Annotated in this window: 15 protein-coding genes, 2 tRNA genes and 1 rRNA gene; 8 read left to right on the forward strand and 10 right to left on the reverse strand. The window is 37.7% G+C overall.

The features are described from left to right. Positions 1-84: 84 nt before the first annotated feature. From ACJJVM_RS10665 to ACJJVM_RS10680, 4 genes are all read left to right on the forward strand, one after another. Positions 85-159: transfer RNA gene (locus ACJJVM_RS10665), tRNA-Val, on the forward strand. A gap of 35 nt (positions 160-194) precedes the next feature. Continuing rightward, a tRNA-Val gene (locus ACJJVM_RS10670) sits at positions 195-269 on the forward strand. A gap of 317 nt (positions 270-586) precedes the next feature. After that, positions 587-1,477, forward strand: coding sequence for an ABC transporter ATP-binding protein (locus ACJJVM_RS10675; protein WP_298354494.1), 891 nt, complete (start codon positions 587-589; stop codon positions 1,475-1,477). A gap of 2 nt (positions 1,478-1,479) precedes the next feature. After that, positions 1,480-5,157 (forward strand): ABC transporter permease/M1 family aminopeptidase, encoded by a 3,678-nt coding sequence (locus ACJJVM_RS10680; RefSeq protein WP_405211663.1) that lies wholly within the window; start codon positions 1,480-1,482, stop codon positions 5,155-5,157. A gap of 101 nt (positions 5,158-5,258) precedes the next feature. Here the strand turns inward: ACJJVM_RS10680 and ACJJVM_RS10685 are convergent, their stop codons facing one another. From ACJJVM_RS10685 to ACJJVM_RS10705, 5 genes are all read right to left on the reverse strand, one after another. Beyond that, a complete protein-coding gene (locus ACJJVM_RS10685; protein WP_405211664.1) occupies positions 5,259-6,665 on the reverse strand; it encodes a TolC family protein in 1,407 nt (468 codons plus the stop codon). Next, complete coding sequence (locus ACJJVM_RS10690) at positions 6,665-8,017, reverse strand: HlyD family secretion protein (RefSeq protein ID WP_405211665.1); 1,353 nt, start codon at positions 8,015-8,017, stop codon at positions 6,665-6,667. The genes ACJJVM_RS10685 and ACJJVM_RS10690 overlap by 1 nt, the downstream gene beginning before the upstream one ends. Beyond that, the gene (locus tag ACJJVM_RS10695) at positions 8,018-9,685 is read right to left on the reverse strand and encodes a peptidase domain-containing ABC transporter (protein WP_405211666.1); all 1,668 of its coding nucleotides are present in this window, start codon (positions 9,683-9,685) and stop codon (positions 8,018-8,020) included. It abuts the gene before it with no gap. A gap of 24 nt (positions 9,686-9,709) precedes the next feature. Beyond that, positions 9,710-10,381, reverse strand: a complete 672-nt coding sequence (locus tag ACJJVM_RS10700) for a TetR/AcrR family transcriptional regulator (RefSeq protein ID WP_405211667.1) — start codon at positions 10,379-10,381, stop codon at positions 9,710-9,712. Between the two features lie 126 nt (positions 10,382-10,507). Beyond that, positions 10,508-10,921 carry a hypothetical protein gene (locus ACJJVM_RS10705; RefSeq protein ID WP_405211668.1) on the reverse strand — a complete coding sequence of 138 codons (414 nt, stop codon included), beginning with the start codon at positions 10,919-10,921 and terminating at the stop codon, positions 10,508-10,510. A gap of 110 nt (positions 10,922-11,031) precedes the next feature. Between ACJJVM_RS10705 and ACJJVM_RS10710 the strand changes: the two genes are divergently transcribed. Beyond that, positions 11,032-11,871, forward strand: a complete 840-nt coding sequence (locus ACJJVM_RS10710) for a helix-turn-helix domain-containing protein (RefSeq protein WP_405211669.1) — start codon at positions 11,032-11,034, stop codon at positions 11,869-11,871. A 28-nt stretch (positions 11,872-11,899) separates the two neighbouring features. Here the strand turns inward: ACJJVM_RS10710 and ACJJVM_RS10715 are convergent, their stop codons facing one another. Both ACJJVM_RS10715 and ACJJVM_RS10720 read right to left on the reverse strand, forming a co-directional pair. After that, the gene (locus ACJJVM_RS10715) at positions 11,900-12,433 is read right to left on the reverse strand and encodes a carboxymuconolactone decarboxylase family protein (protein ID WP_405211670.1); all 534 of its coding nucleotides are present in this window, start codon (positions 12,431-12,433) and stop codon (positions 11,900-11,902) included. A 519-nt stretch (positions 12,434-12,952) separates the two neighbouring features. Further along, complete coding sequence (locus tag ACJJVM_RS10720; RefSeq protein ID WP_405211671.1) at positions 12,953-13,594, reverse strand: T9SS type B sorting domain-containing protein; 642 nt, start codon at positions 13,592-13,594, stop codon at positions 12,953-12,955. 73 nt (positions 13,595-13,667) lie between these two features. On the opposite strand from ACJJVM_RS10720, the gene rrf reads away from it, so the two are divergent. Further along, positions 13,668-13,775, forward strand: a 5S ribosomal RNA gene (gene rrf, locus ACJJVM_RS10725). Positions 13,776-13,893: 118 nt separating this feature from the next. Here rrf and ACJJVM_RS10730 read toward each other — a convergent pair. Together ACJJVM_RS10730 and dinB are read right to left on the reverse strand one after the other, a co-directional pair. After that, positions 13,894-16,920 (reverse strand): DNA polymerase III subunit alpha, encoded by a 3,027-nt coding sequence (locus ACJJVM_RS10730; RefSeq protein ID WP_405211672.1) that lies wholly within the window; start codon positions 16,918-16,920, stop codon positions 13,894-13,896. 19 nt (positions 16,921-16,939) lie between these two features. After that, complete coding sequence (dinB, locus tag ACJJVM_RS10735) at positions 16,940-18,160, reverse strand: DNA polymerase IV (protein WP_405211673.1); 1,221 nt, start codon at positions 18,158-18,160, stop codon at positions 16,940-16,942. A 170-nt stretch (positions 18,161-18,330) separates the two neighbouring features. On the opposite strand from dinB, the gene ACJJVM_RS10740 reads away from it, so the two are divergent. Beyond that, positions 18,331-21,192, forward strand: a complete 2,862-nt coding sequence (locus ACJJVM_RS10740) for a M16 family metallopeptidase (RefSeq protein WP_405212199.1) — start codon at positions 18,331-18,333, stop codon at positions 21,190-21,192. 79 nt (positions 21,193-21,271) lie between these two features. On the opposite strand, the gene ACJJVM_RS10745 is transcribed toward ACJJVM_RS10740, so the two are convergent. Continuing rightward, on the reverse strand, positions 21,272-22,102 hold the full coding sequence (locus ACJJVM_RS10745) for a DMT family transporter (protein WP_405211674.1): 831 nt from the start codon (positions 22,100-22,102) through the stop codon (positions 21,272-21,274). Positions 22,103-22,240: 138 nt separating this feature from the next. Here ACJJVM_RS10745 and ACJJVM_RS10750 point away from each other — a divergent pair, with 138 nt between their 5' ends. After that, entirely contained in the window at positions 22,241-22,498 is a 258-nt protein-coding gene (locus ACJJVM_RS10750) for a hypothetical protein (protein WP_299151519.1), read from the forward strand. The last annotated feature ends 13 nt before the right edge of the window (positions 22,499-22,511 follow it).

The raw sequence follows: 22,511 nt of genomic DNA on the forward strand, positions 1-22,511 counted from the left end.
CTATAAAACTTTAATTCTATATTTGCACCCGCATTGAAATAATGGCAACGCTATCTTTTTAATGTTACTTGACTACATAAGTCGGGGCGCTTAGCTCAGTTGGTTCAGAGCACTTGGTTTACACCCAAGGGGTCAGGGGTTCGAATCCCTTAGCGCCCACAAACAAGAAACGATAAACTTGTCTAAAAATAATCGGGCGCTTAGCTCAGTTGGTTCAGAGCACTTGGTTTACACCCAAGGGGTCAGGGGTTCGAATCCCTTAGCGCCCACGAAGGCTTCCAGAAATGGGAGCCTTTTTTTGTTTTTATGAATTTCTAGGTTTACATATTGTTCCCACCAAATCTTAATCGGTATTAAATCAATACGTTTTGAGATTTAAAATCTCATAGCAATTACAATAGCTTCCAGAAATGGGAGCCTTTTTTTATGCATTATTTTTTCTTTATACCATCTTGTAATGCATTACTTATAAAGCAACTATCAGTCATTGAGTATATGCAGCAGGTGGTTAATTCTTTTATATGCGCTCTTGTGGTGTAACAATATGTATTATTGATATACTTATGCACTAACAAAAACCATATATATGATTCTAAGTTTAAAGAATGTCTCAAAAACGTACCCTAACGGTGTAAAAGCCCTTGATAATGTAACTATAGATATAAAGGCAGGAATGTTTGGTCTACTAGGACCTAACGGTGCAGGAAAGTCTTCTCTTATGAGAACTATTGCAACATTACAAGAGCCAGATACAGGAGAGATAGACTTTAATGGACTAGATATACTCAATAACAAAATTGAATTTAGAAAAACACTTGGGTACTTACCTCAAGAGTTTGGAGTATACCCTAAAATGAGTGCCAGTGACTTGCTACATTATTTTGCAAGCCTAAAGGGAATTACAAATAAAGCAGAACGTACAGCTATTGTAGATAAAGCACTTGAGGTGACTAACCTAAGTGATGTGCGCAATAAACACGTAGCAGGATATTCTGGAGGTATGAAGCAACGCTTTGGTATCGCCCAGTTATTACTTAATAACCCAAAACTAATTATTGTAGATGAGCCTACAGCAGGTCTTGATCCAGCAGAGCGTCATAGATTTTTAAATGTATTACGTGAGATAGGGACAAACCACATTGTTATATTTTCTACACACATTGTAGATGATGTAAAAGAATTATGTACAGATATGGCAATTCTTAACGGAGGTAAAATCTTATCGCAAAGCACTCCAAAGGAATTAGTGCAAAGCCTAGAGGGACATATCTGGAAAACTACAACCTCTAGAGAAGGTGTAGAATCATTACAGAATAGCCATAATGTAATATCATCTAGCTTTAATGATACAAACGATCTAGACGTGCGCGTTTATAGCGAGAGTATGCCAGGAGACGGTTTTGAACCAGTAGCTGCCACACTAGAAGATGTGTATTTTACAACACTCAATAAGAATCAATCTCAAACGGTAGCATAGTTATGTTTAGTACTATCTATCTACACGAGATAAAGACGTGGTTTAAGAAACCGCTTTTTTATATATTTTCTGCCATAATGTTTTTACTAGCTGTACTTATAATGGCAGCTGGCTTAGGCGTTTTTAGTAGTGATAATGTTACAGTGACTAGCAATGTTTATCTTAATAGTCCGCTGGCTATAACGGGTATTTTATCACAGCTGGCAATGCTTGCTTATCTATTAATTCCTTCTATTACAGGGGGCACTATAGATCGAGATTTTAAAAACAATATGCACAATGTTTTGTACTCGTACCCGCTTACTAAGGTGCAGTATTTACTTGCCAAATTCTCGGCAGCAATAACCATTAACTTATTAATAGCTCTCGCTACCATATTAGGCCTACTTGTGGGCTCTGTCCTTCCAGGATCTAATGAGGCGCTTTTGGGACCTTTTAGTTTATGGAATTATGTACAACCGTTTGCTTTTATCATATTTCCTAATGTGCTTTTTTACAGTGCGATTGTTTTTGCTATAGTCGTGTTTACTCGTAATCTCAACATTGGATTTATGACCATACTCACGATGATTATTATACAGCTTATAGCGACAAGTATGGCAGATAATGCAGACGATACGTTCTGGTATGCGCTTTTTGACCCTATGGCTAATGTGGCACTAGCAGATGCTACAGAGTACTGGACACCAGTTGAGCAAAACAATAAATCTATACCTATGGTGGGTACTTTGCTTTACAATAGATTATTGTGGGCAGGTATATCTTTTGGAATCCTCTTTTTAATCATTGCACGTTTTAATTTTCAGCAGCACGCTATGCGCTTTAATTTCTTTAAGAAAAAGGCAGTGAGAGCAGTAAAGAAAAATTCTAGTAAAATACAACGCATAGAGATGCCTGCTGTCACTACAGACTTCTCAATAGTGGGGCAGTTTAAAACGCTATGGCAGCTCGTAAAAAGTGATACTAAATACATCATTACTGGCTGGCCGTTTATAATTATAACGTTTCTAGCTATTGTACTGACCTTTGTAATGATGAGTTTCTCTCAACTTATATATAATACGGCAATCTTACCAAAAACGTGGACAATGCTCGCAGAACCATCTGCATATATCGTGTTGTTTTCATTCTTGCTCATACACTTATATTCTGGATTTTTAATGGACAGAGCAAAGGCTGCTCACATTAATCAGATTGTAGATGTAACACCTACAAAAGATTGGGTTTTTCTAGTCTCTAGAGGAATTTCATTATTCTTAATGACAGCTTTTTTACAAGTTGTATTAATACTTTGTGGTCTCGCTTTTCAAACCTTAAAAGGGTTTTATGACTACCAGATAGATCTCTACGTATTTCAAGCATTTTTAATTAATGTATGGAAATATGTACCGTGGATATTACTGGCATTACTCGTACATACTTTAATTAAAAATAAGTGGGTGGGTCTGGTTACCTTACTGGTTATAGGTATAGGAGTTCCATTACTTCAGAATGCGATAGGTGTCCAGCAAGCTATCTTTGACTTTAACTCTGGAGGAACGCCTAGCCCGTCAGATTTTGATGGTTATGGTACCGTACTACCTCGTTTTTATACGTTTAGGGTATATTGGATTGCTTTTGGTATCATCTTACTTATGGCGGCTATACTGTTCTATAGGCGTGGTATGGGGGCTACGGCAAAGGCGCGTTTTGCTTTCGCGAAAGCGAGATTAACTACACCCATCATTACCACAGCAGTGGCAAGTCTCATTGTCTTTTTAGCGATAGGTAGTTATTCTTGGTACATTAATAATGTAGAAAATGAGCTGCTCACCGGTAAAGAAAGAGAAGAATTAAGGGTGCAGGCCGAAAGAGATTTAGGTAAATATGCCGGCATCCCTCAGCCACGACTTGTTGCTGTAAATACTTTTATGGATATGTATCCAGCGTCGCGTGATTTTAAAGCTGGGGCAACATTTACAATGGTAAATAAAGACTCAGTAGCCATAGACACCCTACACGTAAACCTCACAGATTATCCTACAGAAATTACACTAGATCGTGAGGCAGAGATTGTTTATGATAATGAAGATTATAACTATAAAATGTACGCTTTCGCGAAAGCAATGCAGCCTGGAGATACACTGGTATTTAAGTTTACAATGGAGAATGAGGAGAACAAATTTTTAGACGATAAGTCTCCTATTTCTACAAACGGAACTTTTGTAAACTACGGGATGTTTCCTTCTATAGGGTATGATGAGCGTTTTGAAATACGTAATACAGAGGTGCGTAAAAAGTATGACCTCGCGCCTAAAGATAGAATGCCAGACCCAGACACCCCGGGAGCAAGAGATCGTAACTATATAGGAGGATATAGTGACTGGATAGACTTTGAGGCAACCTTGAGCACGGCTCCAGATCAAATTGCAATCGCACCAGGATACCTCACAAAAGAGTGGGAAGAAGATGGACGCAAGTATTATCACTACAAGATGGACTCTAAGATGCTTAACTTTTACTCCTTCCTAAGTGCTTCTTATGAGGTGAAGAGAGAAGTGTATAATGGTATTAACCTTGAGATTTACCACCATCCAGATCATACATATAACTTAGACCGTATGATGAACGGTATGAAAAAGGGACTAGACTATTACGGGACTAATTATACCCCATACCAGCATAAGCAGGTGCGTATTATTGAGTTCCCAAAAGCTTACGGAACCTTTGCACAAGCATTTGCAAATACAATTCCTTTTAGTGAAGGCTTAGGTTTTGTAGCAGATGTAGATGACGAGGATCAAGATGCGGTAGACTACCCACTGTCTATAACTGCTCACGAGCTTGCACACCAGTGGTGGGCACACCAAGTGATAGGCGCTCCAGTAAAAGGAGCTACTTTGTTATCAGAAAGTATGTCTGAGTATAGCTCACTTAAGGTGTTAGAAAAAACGTATGGAAAAACCCAAATGCGTCGTTTCTTAAAAGATGCTATGGATGGTTATCTCACAGGTAGAACAGCCGAGCAAATAAAAGAACAACCATTAATGTATAATGAAAACCAGCAGTATATTCATTATCAAAAAGGGTCGCTTGTACTTTATGCAATGAGTGACTATCTAGGTGAAGACGTCTTTAATGGAGTTGCCAAAAGATTTGCAGAGAAGTATCAATTTAAGGCCAGTCCTTACCCTACAGCTACAGAGTTTGTAAATGACTTAAGAGCGGTAACACCAGACTCATTGCAATATCTTATTACAGATATGTTTGAAAAAATCACACTGTATGATAATAAAGTAGATGAGGCTAGTTATACAGAACTTCCAGATGGTAAGTATGCTGTAAATGTAAAAGCATTTGTGAGTAAATATCATTCTCAGAAAAAAGGTAAAAAGCAATTTGTTTCAAAACAAGGAGACAGTATTACCTATACTCCAGAAGGAGAAGAAGATGCAATAGTATCGTTACCACTAAGTGATTATATAGAGCTTGGTATCTTTGGAGAAGAAGTGGAGGAGACAGGTGATGAGAACGTTCTATACTTACAGAAGATAAAGGTGAGCGATATCAATAACAATTTTGATATCATCGTAGATCAAAAACCTGTAGAAGCTGGTATAGATCCATTCAATAAACTCATAGATAGAAGAGGAAGCGATAACCGTAAAAAGGTAAAAGAAAGCGGTGCAGACACCGAATAGTAACTGATAGTAAGTAATTAAAAAAGCGGCTAATTCTTATAGAGTTAGCCGCTTTTCATTTGTGTAGTATAGTAATTACGCTTTCGCGAAAGCATAAAAAATTATAATCCTGCAGCGTTGTATAACTTAGCCTTAGCAGCCAGTTGTTTTACTAGTAGTGCGTTAGACTTGAGTCTTGAGTCTATAAGTTTTTGCTCACGTGAGTTAATAAGAAAGAGTGAGCTACCTCCTAAAAAGAATTTACGTTCTTCGGCCTTTACAAGTGCTTCGTAATCTGTTACGATATTTGCAATAAGTATATTTTGCGTAGCCAGAGACGTGATTTCTGCCTGTGTGGCTTCTAGTTTGTTTTGTATAGAAAGAGTGCTTGCGCTACGCTCATACTCTGCATCTTGCACCTTTATTTTTGCAAGCCTAAGGTCACCACGTTCTTTACGTAAAAATATAGGGAAGCTTACATCTACAAAGGCTTTATAGTTTGCCGTATTGAGACTATTGAGTTGGTCTCCATCTGGAGTTAAGAAGTTGTATTGCAAATTTACGTTAGGTAAAAGCTTATTCTTCTTAAGAAATCTATCTACTTCTAAACTATTGATTTTTGCGTCTAGACTTCTCAATTTAGGGTGATTTGCCATAAAAACTGAAACGTCTGTAATACCAGCTAGTAGGAGTGAAGCATCAAGTACCGTAAGATCTGGAAATACTGGGTTTACAGTCTCATTTATTTCTAACGGAATACCGTCTAGCCATAAAAAATTACTCACTACAAGCCGAGCTTTTTGCGCTTTGAGTGTTGCGGCTTCGAGATTGAGTCGTCTGTTTTGCTCTGTAATACGAGCTTCGGTAATATCAATAGCAGCCTTATCGCCCTCTTGTACACTGCGCTCTACCGCTTCTAGTCTAGTCGTTGCATTTTTTAAAAAGGTGGTGTAGATGCGTTTTTCATTTTCTGCCTCTAGCCAGTCAAAATAGGCCAGACTTCCTTCGAATATGAGATTATTGACCAGTAAGTCCCTGTCTGCCTGCGTTTGTTGTTCAAAAAAACGAGCCTTTTTGAGCGTTGCCATACGCTCATTAATGAGAAGTCCTTGTGCAAGAGAAAAAGATACACCAGCACTGTACAATCCATCTTCTGGTACGGTAAGGTTAGGATTGAGAAACTCTCCAGTATTTTCTTCAAAATTTCCTTTAAGCTCTATCCCATACCACGTAGGAATTTTAAAAGTAGCATTAAGCTGGTCGTAGTACTCAGTTCCTTTAAACTTCTTGCGGTCGTAGTCTACCTCAATTTTTGGGTCAAATCCCCCTCGAGCTTTAAGTAAGTTTGCCTCGCCAGTAGTAAGTACAAGCTCTGCCTGTTTTATAAGCGGGTGGTGCTGCTTTACATAGCCTATAAACTCTTCAAAAGTAAAGGAGTTTTCTAGAGTTGAGACATTCTCTTGAGCGTGACTCACAGTAGTAAACAGACTTAACAAGCTTGTTAATATAATGAAAGTGTTTAATCTCATTACTTTTTATCTTTTACAGGTTCTTTTCCATCTGGTAAATAATAGTCTGCAGGGAAACCATTGAGCTGTCTCCATAGTTCATACCAGATAGGTACATCATTAAGTAAAGCAATAGTTTGTGCGCCGGAGCCTACACGTACGTTTTTTGGCCAGCTTTCGGCCTCTGGATCTGGAGCGATAAGAACTCTAAATTTTCCGTTACTACTTATAAAAGTTTCGACAGCCACTACGGTACCTCCATAGGTCCCAAAAGAGGCATCTGGCCATCCACTAAATACGATAGCAGGCCATCCATCAAATTGTACACGTATACTCTCACCGGTATGTATGAGTGGTAAGTCTATAGGTCTTACAAACGTCTCTACAGCTAGGTCATAGTCGGCTGGCATAATGCCTACCAGTTGCTCACCTTCTTTAAAAGTTTCTCCTATACCTGCTTTTATAGCTTTGTTTATGTATCCATTTTGAGGAGCAACTACATATTGTAATGTGCTACGTATCTCATAATTAGTAGATGCATTGTCTAATTTACTTACCTGTGCTTCTGTGTCATACTGAGCAGAAGAGGCTGTAAATTTATCACTCTGAGCTTTACTTATTTTTTCGGCATAGGTAGCTTGTGTTCTAGAGATTTCTAGGTTTGCATTAAGCACCTCATTTTGACTAGCAAGTAATTTATTTTCTTGAGAGATAAGTTTTGCCTCTGTCTCTTGTAATTTAAGGCGCTTATCTTCTACCTCTGCAGTACTTTTTAAACCTTCAGATTGTAATGTTGCGGTACGGTCGTATTGTGTTTGAGCAATATCTCTATTAGTTCTTGCAGCTACTAGATCTATACTATCGCTCTGTACTTTAAAACGAGACTGCTTGAGTTTGTTTTCTGCCTGTTGTAGTTTTAAACCACGCTCACGCTTTAAAGCCCCTAGCTGATTTTCTAGCGCTTGTACTTTAGACTTATAAGAGCCTACGGCATTACTTTTTGCATCACGCTGCTGTCTAGTTCTTTCGGCAAGAAGCGGATCTTGATATTCATTTTTTATTTCAGAAATGCGCAGTATAGTGTCGCCCTTCTTCACATAATCCCCCTCGCGTACAAACCATTGTTCTATACGTCCCGGTATTTGAGACTGTATGGTTTGCGGTCTTTGGTCTGGTGTGAGAGTGGTTACAAATCCTTTTCCTGTAACATTTTGTGTCCAGGGTAAAAAGAGGATAATCACGCCTATAATCGCAAAGGCCACGAGAAATCTATTAAAGTACTTAAAGTGCTGTTTTTTTTGCGCTTTCGCGAAAGCGGAATACCCACGTATATCCACCTTCTTGTTAAGTTGATTTTCAGATATATTAAGCATTTAGTTTTTCTTTTGAGTTATGATTTTTCCATTCTCGAGTTTGATATATCGAGTACATTGAGATTGCCAGTCTTTGTTGTTACTAGAGACAGCAAGCGCCCAAGGTCTATCTGGGTGGATGAGGTAATCCATAATCGCGCGTGCCTCTGTACTTTCAAAATGCTCAAGAGCATCTTTGAGAAGTAGCACTCTAGGCTCGTGTACTATTGCCCTTGCAAGCAAGATGCGCTTAGATATGGTATGCGGGATTTGCTGTCCTTCCGGAAAGAGCATTGTACGCAAACCATTAGTCTGCTGTCGCACAAAATCTTGCAGGCCTACTATTTTTATAACCTCGTTAAGTCGCTCTTGAGAAATCTCTTTATTGCCAAATGTGATGTTTTCTAGTATCGTACCCTCAAAAGGATTTTGCTCTGGGAGAACTTGCCCTATTTGAGACCTATATGCATTAGGGCGTAGCCCCTTGAGAGATAGGTCGTTTATATAAATAGCGCCAGCGGTAGGCTCTATAATACCAGAGATAAGTTTTAATAAGGTAGTCTTACCAGATCCAGAAACGCCATCTATGAGTAGCCTGTCTTTTGTCTCTATTTTGAGTTTTATGTTTGAGAGTATATCACCCGTTTGTGGGGTAGCGTAGGTTACATTATCTATTTGGATATCTGTGTCTTTATGATTTTCAAAAGGGTCAAATCCTACCTGAGGATCTATCTCTTTGTCTACCACTTGCCCTATCTTTTCTAGTGACGTAAGTACATCATAAAAACTCTCAAGCCCTGTAATAAGCTTTTCTACAGAGCTTATTACGAGTAAGATTATAATCTCTGCAGCTACAAACTGACCAATGTTCATTTGCTGGTTTAAAACTAGTAGTCCACCTATAAGTAGGAGTCCTGCAGTAACAAGCACTTTAAAGCCTATCATTTGTATAAACTGTATAACCAGAATTCTAAAGTGACTCTCTCTAGCCTCAAGGTATTTTTCGGTAAGTGTGTTATTGCGCTCCATAGCTAGTGAGGTTCGCCCCGAGAGTTTAAAACTTATAAGTGATCTTGCTATTTCTTGTAGCCAGTGTGCCACTTTATACTTACCCTTAGATTCTGCAAGACTGGTTTCCAAACCTCTTAATGCAGTAAATTTAAAAACGAGATACACTAAGATGACTAGTAAAAAACCGTAAATAATAAAAAACGGGTGATAAAAGGAGAGCAGCATTAAACCAAAAACGATTTGCAATATCGCCGCTGGAAAATCTAATAAGATTTTTGACAATCCTTTTTGTACTGTAAGTGTATCAAAAAATCTATTTGCGAGCTCTGGCGGGTAAAAGTCACGCAATTCGCTCATTTTAACTTTAGGAAATCTGTAAGCAAATTCAAAAGATGATCTTGTAAATATCTTTTGCTGTATGTTCTCAAGTATGCGTATTTGCATAAGTTGCAATATACCTTGAAAGGCAACACCTAGTGTAACTAATATTACAAGAACAATCCAAGAGGTACTCACTTGCGCCCCCTGTATTAAGTTTATAATCGCTTGTATACCTAGAGGTAGCGTGAGCGCAACAAGACCTGCAAATATTGCATAAAATAAAATTTGCTTTATATCTCGTCTATCGAGTTTAAGCATATTTAGAAAACGTTTCCAAGGAGTCATTTCTTTATTCATAGTGAGACGTGTCTGAGTAGAATGTTATTGCTTTATAGCATTAAGTACTAGTTCCTTATAAAATTCTGTAATGTTGTTTTTTCCTTCACATACATTTGTAAGTGATGGTAAATGTTTTGAAAAGTAGCGCTGGTGGTGTGCGCCCTCTATTACCGTAGAGATAAGCATATGTGGATACTCATACGTAGGGTGTATATCTGTAACAAAGTCACTCACACGCTGTACTACTCGCTTATAAGTTTTGTAATATCCCTTTGAGTTTTCTTTATCTATATCTTTAGTGTGGTATGCTTTTGATGATTCTGCTACGATTATACGGTGCAGTGTCACCTCGTTTACATAAGATATACTCGTGTCTTCTTTTACATCCTTAGTAAGGAGTTCTATACAAGATAGTAGTTTTATAGAAGGGTCACTTACATTAGTCGTAGCAAATACAATTTTATACTCTATCCAGCTCCAGTACCAGCTTACAAGATATACAAGAAGAGCGTGTTTGCTTTCAAAATATCGATATATAGAGCTCTCGTTAGAGTTTATAGCCAGCCCAAGTTTCTTAAAAGTAAACTTTTCAAAACCTAGCTCATCTATCATCTCAATACTCTTACTCACAATCTTACGACCTAGCTCTGTGGTCTCTGGATCACGAGTGTACAAGGCTGGATCTATTGTAATTTGTATGCGTAATCTTTCCATATCACAAAGATATGATAGTAATACTATTATAATTAAAAGTTTAACTATTTTTTATGAAACTAGAACTGTTGTGTTAGTTTTTAGGAGAAGGTTATGAGTAAGTTACGCTTTCGCGAAAGCGGACTACTATAAAACACTAGGTAATTGATTAATATAATTTTTTAAGGAAGTTTTCTTATATCTTAAATAAAGCAAGCTTCTTTCTTGAACTGAAAGTTTACTATACAGAAGTGGATACTGTGATAGGAGTCGATAATTATACTGCTTAAGATTTTGAGAGTTGCGACTATTTTTTTTGAAAATCTTAGTAAGTGATTTGTTACTTAAACTAGTTGTGCCAAGTTTGTAGTGGCTTTTTGAATTTTTAGTAGCATTCATAAAATTATGGTAGGTAAAATCTACCTTGCTGCTTACCTCTCTCTTTGTAGATGTACTAGATGCCGTTTTAATACCTGGATTGTATGAGGCTGTAACATAATGTTGAGATACCACAGTTGTGGTAGTCAGAAATAAAAGTAGTGTGATATATAGCGTTTTCATCTTTGGTCATTTTTATATGAGTAAAGGTATTGTAAGGGTAGTGGCAAGAGTATAGACATACTTCCTTAGTACTTGTACATTTTGTACATTGTATATCACTATATTTTATTATGAAACTTGTTTATAAATCTCTCAAAGAAGAGAGTACACTCGTGCTTACAAATTTTAATTGTGCACCATCTCAAGAGCTGCTAGCAAGTTCTGGTATGTATAAAATTATCTGGGCAAGAGATGCCTCGAGAGAGCTACTTATAGATGGTTATAAAATCACTTTACAAAAAGGGCAAGTTATCTTTTGCACACCTCTTAATATTCTTGAAATCAAGCAGCGAGATGGTCTTGTAGCACTAGTTTTTAATAGAGAGTTTTATTGCATAAGGGAGCACGATGATGAGGTTTCTTGTAATGGCTTTTTATTTTATGGCTCTTCAGAGCCTCCCGTAATTACCTTAGATGAAAAAGAGCTTAAAAGCTTTGATGCAATGTTTCTTATGATGAGGGAAGAGTTTGAAACTAGAGATCATATACAAGGCGAAATGCTTAGGGTTCTCTTAAAAAGACTTTTAATTAAATCTAGCCGACTTATAAAAAACACAATTCCAGCACCAGATATTGCCACAAGTCAGTATGATCTTGTAAGGCAGTATCATATACTAGTAGAACAGCATTTTAGGTCAAAACATAAAGTAGCAGATTATGCAGATTTGCTATTTAAATCACCAAAAACATTATCAAATCACTTTAAACAAGTGGGAGAAAAAACACCACTACAAGTTATAAATGACCGTATTATACTTGAAGCAAAGCGGTTGCTTATATACTCAGATAAAAATGTAGAGGAAGTTGCCTACGGTGTAGGTTTTAATGATGCAGGACATTTCTCAAAATTTTTTAAAAAACATACAACGCTCCCACCTGGGATGTTCAAAAAAACAAAAAGCTCACTTTAAAGTGAGCTTTTTTATATCTGTAGTTATACTATAACGGCTTTACAGCAGGAAAGTCTACAGGTATTTGAGTTGTATTATTTATGTAATTTGAAATTGTTTTATCTCCCACAAGCGAGATAGTGTCTATAAGGTTTTCCTTTGTCCATCCAGCTTTAAAGAAGTTTTCTAGTACATTTTGACTCGTATTACCTCTATTTTCAGTAATGTTTTTTGCAAGTTGTGCAAGGGCATCAAGCTTTGAGTCAAAAGTAGCTTTACCTGCGCGCAATTCTAAAATTTGATCTGCGCTATATCCATTCATTCCAGCAATAGCGGTGTGAGCAGAGAGACAGTATTCACATCCATTAACTTCACTTACAGCAAGATTTACAACCTCTTTTTCTTTCGCTTTAAGCGAGCTAGGTGCATTTGCAAAGTCTAGGTAGTTTCTAAGTGCATTATTAGAGTAGGCATAAGTGGCATACAGATTAGGAACAAAGCCTACTGCTTTTTCTAGATGATCAAAAATCCCTTGATTTGTCTCGCTTACTTCTGCTCTTGTTGGTACGTTAAATGTGCTCATAATATGTTATTTAAAGTTTATAATTCTATGTAGTTTATTATTTTGATGTGTGAGTGTCACAGTAATAATCGTGGTGAAAATTTGTTTCACAATCTGTTTTGAATAATTGCTTAGTGACGCGACTCTTCGTTTGTCTAAAAATCTCAATAAGGTTAAAAATGGAGTTGTTTCTTGTTTTCATATCGTGTTATTGGTTTGGTACACAACAGTAGACGTATATAAAAAGTGCTCCTTATAGTATATACTTCCTCGTAGAGGGTATATTTTTCCCGAGTAATAAATAAAGAGTTAGGAGCTCAAATATTTGGAGTTTTTTCTCAAGTTGTTTCCCGCTTTACATTGCAATTCCTCACGCCGGCGTTGCCAGGCAGTTGTGGGATTTTCATTGCAATCGGGGCTAGAGAGTAGGGTAGTAGTATAATTTATTAAGGATAGAATTATGAACTATCTAGTACAACCACATAAAAAAACTCCCTACAGCCGTAGGGAGTTTTTTTATAGTACAACGTGATGGTTTATCTATCGCTTCAACGTAAAGTGACCATTTATGGTACGTTGCGTTCCTAAGTCATCTACCTCTGTAAACTCTACTCTAAACCAGTAGTCGTTACTCGGCATCGGTTGTCCATTAAAGGTACCGTCCCATCCTGGGCTAGTAGGGCTCAGTTGTTTTAAGAGCTTCCCGTATCTATCAAAGATAAAGATCTTCGCATTCAGGTTAGGATCAACGCCCAGCCCTATGATATTCCAGGTATCGTGGAAACCATCTGCATTAGGTGTAAAGAAACGTGGGTAATCAATAATCCCTATCTCAAACTCAGAGATCGAACAGTTACCACTTGCTAGTCTTCCAAAAATGGTGTGTGTTCCCGGAGTCACATTTGTAAAAGTCGTACTACTCTGGAACGGGCCATCATCTAGTGCAAACTCATACTCGGAGTTAGGATTTGCTCCCGTGATGTTGATCACCTCTACCGTGTACAATCCGCTACTGTTAAAAGATGGTTCTAATACAATCGCCTCAAACACCGGTGCACTCTCTGCCGTATATACCGCCTCTGCTAGGTAATCACACTCCGTACCATCTACATACGTAGCTGTGACCAGCACCTGGTAGGTTCCTGCAGCATCTACAGTCACCACAGGATCTAGTGATATCAATGCNTGTTAAGATATTTTCTTTCGCCTTGAGCGAAAGGGTTTAAGATGATTTTATATCATTTTATTCTAAAACTAAGGTGGTTATAGCGACGGGGCTCACCTCTTCCCATTCCGAACAGAGAAGTTAAGCCCGCCAGCGCCGATGGTACTGCACTCGTGGGAGAGTAGGTCGCCGCCTTTTTAAGCTCCAATACAGAAATGTGTTGGAGCTTTTTTTATACAAGAAAGTCAAGGAAGTTACGCCAATATATGGATAAGTAACATCTAGAATTACACAATAGTTGAGCTAGAATTGTCTATTATCTGAGTAATGTAGGGGCGGCCTTATTATCTATTCCTTCTTTACGGTTATAAAATACAGATGTCTTTGTGTCTGAACGATAATGTTTGCGTTCTGATTTAAGTACTTCTAAGGTTAAGAAGTTAAACTCTTCAACCACATTACCAATTAATCTGTAGACTCCTTTACCTTCAAGTGGATACTTCTTTAGTGTAGGAGGGAAATGTACGGTGTCTAACCAGTTGCCTTTTCTATCTAAAAAAGTGCCAAAACACATATGTTTTCCATTTGTGGTTCTTGTAGTTTTTGCGGTTACTAAATAGCCAAAAATTTCAATTCTTTTATTTATGTATTGCTTTAAGTCTGCAGCTAAGAGTGTATTTGTAGTTGGATTTTTTAGTAATATAAATGGATCATACAAGGAAAAACTTAGGATCTCTAATTGATCCATTGCTTTTTCGAAATTGGGTATATAGAATTCTGGTAGCTTAAAGCTGTTAATAGATACTTTAAATAGCTCTTTTTGATTCTTTACCTTAGGTGCGGAGTTATTTTTATAGTGGGCTTCCCACAATAATTGTCGTTGATTTATATTTAATGATCTAAATGCTTCAACCCTGATTAACAGATCAAGTTGTTCTAAACTCATAGGTGCTCGGTCTATAAAATTATGAAGCGATGAGAATAGTCCATTATTTCTCTCGTTTATGATGGCGACGATATTTTTCTTTTCGAAGCTCTGTAAGTGCTGAAAGCCTAGATAGATATTATTACCCTTTATAATTGTTTTAATTTGACTTTTGTTTATACAAGGTGGGTGGATTATAGCTCCTTTTTTTTTGGCTTCTTGCAAATAGGTTTCAGTTCTATAAAAGCCTCCTCCATTATTTACTGTTGCAACCATATACTCTAATGGGAAATAACATTTGAGATATAAACTCTGGTATGACTCGACAGCGTATGAGGCTGAGTGCCCTTTCGCGAAAGCGTAACCAGCAAAACTCTCAATCTGTCGCCATACTTCATTTATTACTTCAATTTTTTCACCTCTTGCAAGACAATTTGCTTCAAACTTTTCTTTTACCATTAAAAATTCTTGTCTAGATCTATACTTACCACTCATACCTCTTCTTAATACATCTGCTTCTCCTAGATCTAAACCTGCGTAGTGGTGTGCAACTTTTATTACATCTTCTTGGTAAACCATCACGCCATAGGTGTCTGGCATAATATCTAGTAATACGGGATGTCCTTTTTGCTTTGCTCGTTTTGGATCTTTATGGCGGAGGATGTACTCGCGCATCATACCACTCTTAGACACTCCGGGTCTTATAATAGAACTCGCTGCTACGAGAGTAAGGTAATTATCTACAGAGAGCTTACGTAGTAGCATACGCATTGCGGGTGACTCTACATAAAAGCAGCCTATACAGTCTGCATTTGAAATCATTTGATTGATTTTTTGGTCTGTAAAGAACTGTCGAGCGTTATGAATATCTGGTAGGGTGATTCCAGGATTGTTATCCTTAATAATTGCTATGGCATCTTTTATTTTACCGAGACCGCGCTGACCCAAAATATCAAATTTGTACAAGCCTACATCTTCTGCAATGTGCATATCAAATTGTACAGTGGGAAAACCTTTAGGAGGAAGGTTTGTTGCAGAGAAGTAATGCGTGGGATGCTGTGAGATTAAAATTCCTGCTGCGTGAATACTTGTGTAATTAGGTTTACCGTGCAGTATTTGAGCGTACTTTATAATAGTTTTTTTTATGTTGTCTAGGTGACTACTGTTATAAAGTCCTTTACTTAATTTATCTATCTCAAATTTGGGCAGACCAAAGACTTTACCCAATTCTCTAACAGCGCCACTATGCTTAAAGGTAACGTAAGAGCCTAGTAGTGCTACTTGTGCTTTTGAGCCAAACTCTTCAAAAATATATCTCGTCACATCCTCACGGTCCCAGGTAGAAAAGTCTATGTCAAAATCTGGTGGTGTAGCGCGATAGAGATTCATAAATCGCTCAAAATATAAATCTAGCTCAATGGGGTCTACATCTGTGATGCGCAATAGGTAAGCCACAATACTATTTGCACCACTACCTCGACCTACATAAAAGTAATCCTTGCTGCGAGCATACTCAATAATTTTCCAGTTTATGAGAAAGAAGGCTACATACTTTTGCTGCCTTATAAGGGAAAGTTCTTTTACTAGTCTCCGTTTTACGGCATATGTAATATTATCCTTATATCGCTCTGGTAATCCTTTTTTACAAAATGCCACGAGCTTGTTATAATCTCTCTCTTCACTACCTAAAAGCGTGGTTAAATTTTGAGAGGGTTTTCCTTTTTTAAAATTAAAATATATGCTGCAACTTTTAAGTATATGCTCTGCATTAGATAGTAGGTGAGGGTATTGAGAAAACTGTAGTCGTAAATCTTTAGCTTCTATAAACGTATGCTCTGGATGCCCTTCCTCTTTTTTAGGCAGCATACTCAAAAGCATATTCTTATCTATAGCACGTAGTAATCTGTGAGTGTTAAAATCTCGCTTATGGCGAAAGCTTACCGTGTGTAACATTACAAGTTTATGGGTAAGCTTGCTAAGTGGTGAGAAACGAAGCTTGTTAAGGTTTTTATGGGTAATACCTATATACTCATTATCACTAAAAGTTGTTTTTTCTAGTTCTAGAACGTTTTCAAATGGATATACAGTGATCACGTCTTTAAAAGTGGGGCTATGGTCTGGAAAGCTAGTTTTGTGATGAAGATGGTGAGATAGAAAGTTGTTGATTTCTAAAAAGCCATTATTGTTTTTTGCTAGGGTGATATAACACTGGTGGTTACCATTTCTAAAATCTACTCCCACTATAGGTTTAATTCCTTTTTCTTGTGCGTTTTTTATAAAGCTTAGACACCCAGAGGTGTTATTAATATCTGTGAGGGCAAAGCAAGTTAAACCTTGCTTTGCAGCAAGATCTACAAGCTCTACCTCTGAGATAGTGCCATAACGCAAGCTGTAGTATGAGTGATTATTAAGATACATTTTAAGTGGGGATTAAAAATTACTGGTGTCTGTGAGCGAGAAGAATAGGTGGTTGCCCATTAAAGGGGTTGCCTTGATTACCTATAGTTCTGGAGCCATCTCCTATAGTATTTGCACGTCTTACCGTGTGGTCTCCATATTTATCCCTCAGGGCATCCATAGCTTTGTAAAGATTTACCGTCTTGTTTGTGTTTTCAAAAAGGTCTATTTGGTAATGACCCTCTGTAAGTCCAGAAAATCGTACACCTACAAGACGTATGAGCATCCGTCTGTTATAGAGTTTATTAAAAAGTTCCATAGCTTTTGGGATTAAAATATGATCTGCAGCGGTGTAGGGAATGCGTATTTGTTTTGAGTAGGTTTGAAAATCTGAGTACCTCACTTTTACAGTCACCACAGAGGTTAATTTATTACCACGCCTAAGCTGGAAAGCAAGATTCTCTGCCATTGCACTTATGGTGGTATGTAGCTTTGTTATATCTGTAGTGTCTTGCCCATAGGTGCGCTCACTAGATATAGACTTACGCTCGTGATATGCTATTATAGGACTGTTATCTATACCGTTACATCGCTCCCATATAATACGTCCGTTTTTACCGAAAACGGCTGTCATCATTTCTACAGGCATTTGTTGCACAAGATCTACCGTGCGTACTCCTAGATTACAAAACTGAATAAAAGTTTTTTGACCTACAGAGGGAATCTTTTTTATAGATAAAGGAGCGAGAAATGTTTTTTCATAACCAGGGTCTACCTTAATCTCATTATTAGGTTTTGCCTCACCAGTTGCTACTTTTGAGACCGTTTTGTTAGGAGACATCCCAAAAGATATGGGCAAGCCTGTTTCTCTCATCACACGCTGTCTCAACTCTTTTGAGTATTTATAAGCGTTATGAAATCTATCCATACCCGTGAGATCTCCATAAAACTCATCTACACTTGCTTTTTCTAACACAGGGAGCTCTTCTTGTAAAATCTCTGTCACCTCCTTAGACATTTTTGAGTACGTGCCACCATTACCTCTTATATAAATACCGTTAGGGCACAACTGCTTTGCAGCTTTTATAGGCATCGCGCTATGCACACCATAAGAGCGAGCCTCATAGCTTGCAGCACTTACCACACCACGATCACCTGTACCGCCTACTATTACAGGCTTACCCATAAGTCTACTATCTAGCCTGCGCTCACAAGACACAAAAAAAGTGTCTAGGTCAAAATGTATTATTGTGCGTTGCATAATTTAGAATTTATCCAAAATTATGGAAATATTCCTAATTTTAGTATTGAGTGCTATTTTTAAGTTATCAACAGCCTTTAGATTTTTGACTTTTCTCTTAACACTATCTGTTTACACTTGTCTTTAATTTTTAGCTATCTTGAATGCTTAAATTTTAATCTATTTTTTTGATGAAAATCACGCGTCTTTTAGCTCTAAGTTTTTTAGTAATAAGTGCCCTTTCTTGTAAAGAAGAGGGTGGAGGTGATACCGCTTTCGCGAAAGCGGAAAACTCACAATTTGAAGTTCCTTTTGAGAAGTTTACTTTAGATAATGGTCTTACTGTTATACTTCATCAAGACACATCAGACCCTGTGGTGGCAGTTGCACTTACGGCACACGTAGGTTCTGCCAGAGAGATAGAAGGGCGTACGGGATTTGCTCATTTATTTGAACACCTGTTGTTTTTAGAATCTGAAAACTTAGGTAAAGGTGGGCTAGATGCTATGAGTGCTCGCATAGGTGGTTCTGGTGCAAATGGATCTACAAGTCGTGATCGTACAAACTACTTCCAAACAGTACCAAAAGATGCTTTAGAAAAAATGATTTGGGCAGAGGCAGATAAGCTTGGGTACTTCATAAATACGGTGACAGATCCAGTACTGGCAAAAGAAAAGCAAGTAGTAAAAAATGAAAAAAGACAGTCTGTAGATAATAGACCTTATGGTCACGCTCGCTACGTGGTAGGGAAAAATTTATACACAGAAAGTCACCCTTATAACTGGCAAGTAATAGGCTCGCTAGAAGACCTGCAGAATGCTACGTTACAAGATGTAAAAGACTTTTATAATCGCTGGTATACGCCTAATAATACAACGCTCACTATTGCTGGAGATTTTGATATCGCTCAGACTAAGGAGTGGGTAGAAAAGTATTTTGGAGAAATCCCTAGAGGTGAAGAAATCCCAACTATGCAGAAGCAACCTGTACAGGTTGAGACAACAAAGCGATTATATTATGAAGATAATTTTGCTCGCCTACCACAACTTACAATGACCTGGCCTACGGTGCCAAATTATGATAAAGACTCTTATGCACTAGACGTACTATCTGCATATCTAGCAGATGGTAAAAATGCTCCTTTTAATAAAATTCTTATAGATAGCAAGCAGCTTACTGCTGGAGTACAAATGTATAATTATGGGTCTGAGCTTGCTGGTGAGTTTACGTTAAGTGTAAATGCATATCCAGGTAAAGATCTAGATGATGTACTTGTGGGAGTTAATGAAGCTTTTACAAAATTTGAACTAGAGGGAATCTCACAAAAAGATCTTGATCGTATTAAAGCTGGTCAAGAAACTCAGTTTTATAATGGTCTGTCTAGTGTGCTAGGTAAAGGATTTCAGCTAGCGCAGTATGAGATTTTTGCTGGTGACCCTGGTTATATTTCAGAAGATGTAAAGCGTATACTCGCAGTAACAAAAGAAGATGTGCAACGCGTGTATGATACCTACATAAAAGGTAAAAACTATATTGCTACTAGTTTTGTGCCTAAAGGGCAAACAGCTCTTGTGCTAGAAGATTCTCAACTTGCACAAGTAGTAGAAGAAAAAATAATAGAGGGTGCAGAGGAGTCTTTTGACGCCAGTATAGCAGCAGAGTATGAGCGTACACCGTCGTCTTTTGATAGATCTAAGGAGCCGCCATATGGTGACACGCCACAAATAAATGCTCCTACTGTGTGGGAAGAAACGCTCTCTTCTGGACTTGAAGTGTATGGTATAGAAAATAGCGAGGTGCCGCTAGTACAATTTCAAATGAATATACGCGGTGGTTTATTGCTTGAGGATATCAAAAAAGTAGGAGTTTCAAACTTACTTGCAGATTTACTTATGAAAGGTACAGCGACAAAAACAACTGCGCAGCTAGAAAATGAAATAGAAAGTCTAGGTGCAAGTATTTATACCTATGCAGATAAAGAAAATGTATACATAGGAGGTAATACCCTTGCCAAAAATTATGATAAAACCATAGCGCTTGTACAAGAGATTTTACTTGAGCCTAGGTGGGATGAGACAGAGTTTGATCTTTTAAAGCAAAGCACCCTTAGTCGTCTTGAGCAACAACAGGCAAATCCAAATAGTATAGCTGCTATTGAGTTTGATAAGTTAATCTATGGAGAAAACAGCTTACTTGCACAAAACACGCTAGGTACACCAGCCTCTGTAAAGTCTATAACCCTAGAAGATCTTAAAGCGTTTTATACTAATAATCTTTCTCCTAGTGTAGCAAAGTTACAAGTAGTAGGAGCCATAGATGAGCGTGTTGCTACAAGTGCTCTAGCAGGACTTAATGATAACTGGAAGTCTAAAGAAGTAGTGATACCTACACCAGTAGTTCCTCAGGCTCCAGAGCAGTCTAATGTATACTTTTATGATGTGCCAGATGCAAAGCAATCTGTACTGAGATTTGGGTATCCAGCAATGGCAGAGACAGACCCAAATTTTTATCCAGCTCAAATGATGAACTACCGTCTAGGTGGTGGAGGCTTTGCCTCACAGCTCACTCAAGAGCTTAGAGAAGGAAAAGGTTATACCTATGGTATTAGATCTCGTTTTTCTGGTTCTACATTGCCAGGTGCTTTCTCAATCTCAAGTGGTGTGCGATCTAATGTAACCTATGAGTCTACAGCGCTCGTAAAGGATATCTTAAAAAACTACGGAAAGAATTTTACAGAAGATGATCTAGATGTATCTAAAAGTTTCTTGCTCAAAAGCCAGGCGCGTGCTTTTGAAACTATAGGAGCAAAACTTAATATGCTAGATGATATAGCAAACCTAGGCATCTCTCCAGATTATGTAAAAGAGCGCCAGTCTATAGTTGAAAATATGACAGTAGCCGAAATTAAAAAACTATCTGCGCAGTACCTTAATCCAGATAAAATGATTTACCTCGTAGTAGGAGATAAGAAAACACAAATGGATAAACTCGAGCAACTAGGGTACGGCACACCTATATTGCTCAATGAGAAAAAACAAACGGTAAAAGATTAAGAACCTATATATTTTAAAAACAAAAGCGTATTCTTTAATTAGGGTTCGCTTTTTTTTACGCTTTCGCGAAAGCGTACTACTATCCCTTTCTTTTTATCCACACATTCCAGAGCATTCCAAGTACAAGTAAAGTCATACCAAGCACCGGAAGACCGGCATACGTCTCTCCAAAAAGGAAGTAGCCAAAGATTAAAGCATACACAAGCTCCATATATTTTATAGGAGCCACAGTTGCCGTGTCTGCCAGTTGGAAAGAGCGAGTGAGAAAGATTTGTCCAAAAAGTCCAAAAACACCTATGCCACACACATACCACCACTCTACACCCACGGGCATACGCCAGTGTTGTATAAAAAATAAACTCCCTACTATAGAAAAGACCATAAAGTAATTAATAATAGTAAGGTAGTGCTCGCGAGAGCCTAGATAGCGCACTATAGTAAACACACCACCTACTAGAATAGAAGAAATGATAACTAGAACAAAACTTAGTGTATCTATTCTAAAATCAACCCCTTTGAGGATAAATGCACCCACCACAGAGAGTGTAAGCGCTGCCCATTGCCAGGTTTTAACTTTCTCTTTAAGAAATAGTAATGCAAATATGGCGCTAAAAATAGGTGCTGTATAACGCAGTGCCACGGCAGATCCTAGCGGTATGCGTTGTATGACCACAAAGTATAAAGCAAGCGAAGCAAAGCTTAAAAAACCTCTTGCACTTAGCCAGAGTCTATTACTTCCCAGTATAGGTACCTTCTTGATAATCATATATGGAAATATGAAAATAAACGTCCCTACACATCTAAAAAAGACAACCTGCAAAGGATGAAAATCTTCAAGATATTTTGCCAGTAAATTCATCCACGAAAAAGCGAATGCGGCAATAAGCATATAAATTACTCCTCTTAGCAAGTCTTAAATTTTGGCGCAAAGGTATCTGATATTAAGTTTAAAATTGTGAATTATATAAGTTTATTGTAACTACCCATTAACACAGCCCGAGACACTTAAGCCGTAATTTTATACTCTAACCAATGAACAATCATTATTATGAAAAAAGTATTTATAATTTTAGCACTAGTAGGTTTTACATTCTCAACAGTATCTTGTAGAGAGACAACTCAAGATAAAATAGAAAACTCTGCAGATGCAGTAGGAGAAGACATCGAAAACGGTCTTGAAGAGGCTGGTGACGCAATAGAAAATGCAGCTGAAGAAACAGAAGACGCTATCGAAAATGCTGGACAAGAAATTGAAGAGGAAATAGAAGGAACAGATGATTATAATGGCGATGATGACAATAACTAGTCTCATCTAGCAT

Source organism: Dokdonia sp. Asnod2-E02, from assembly GCF_045063915.1.
Taxonomy (GTDB): domain Bacteria; phylum Bacteroidota; class Bacteroidia; order Flavobacteriales; family Flavobacteriaceae; genus Dokdonia.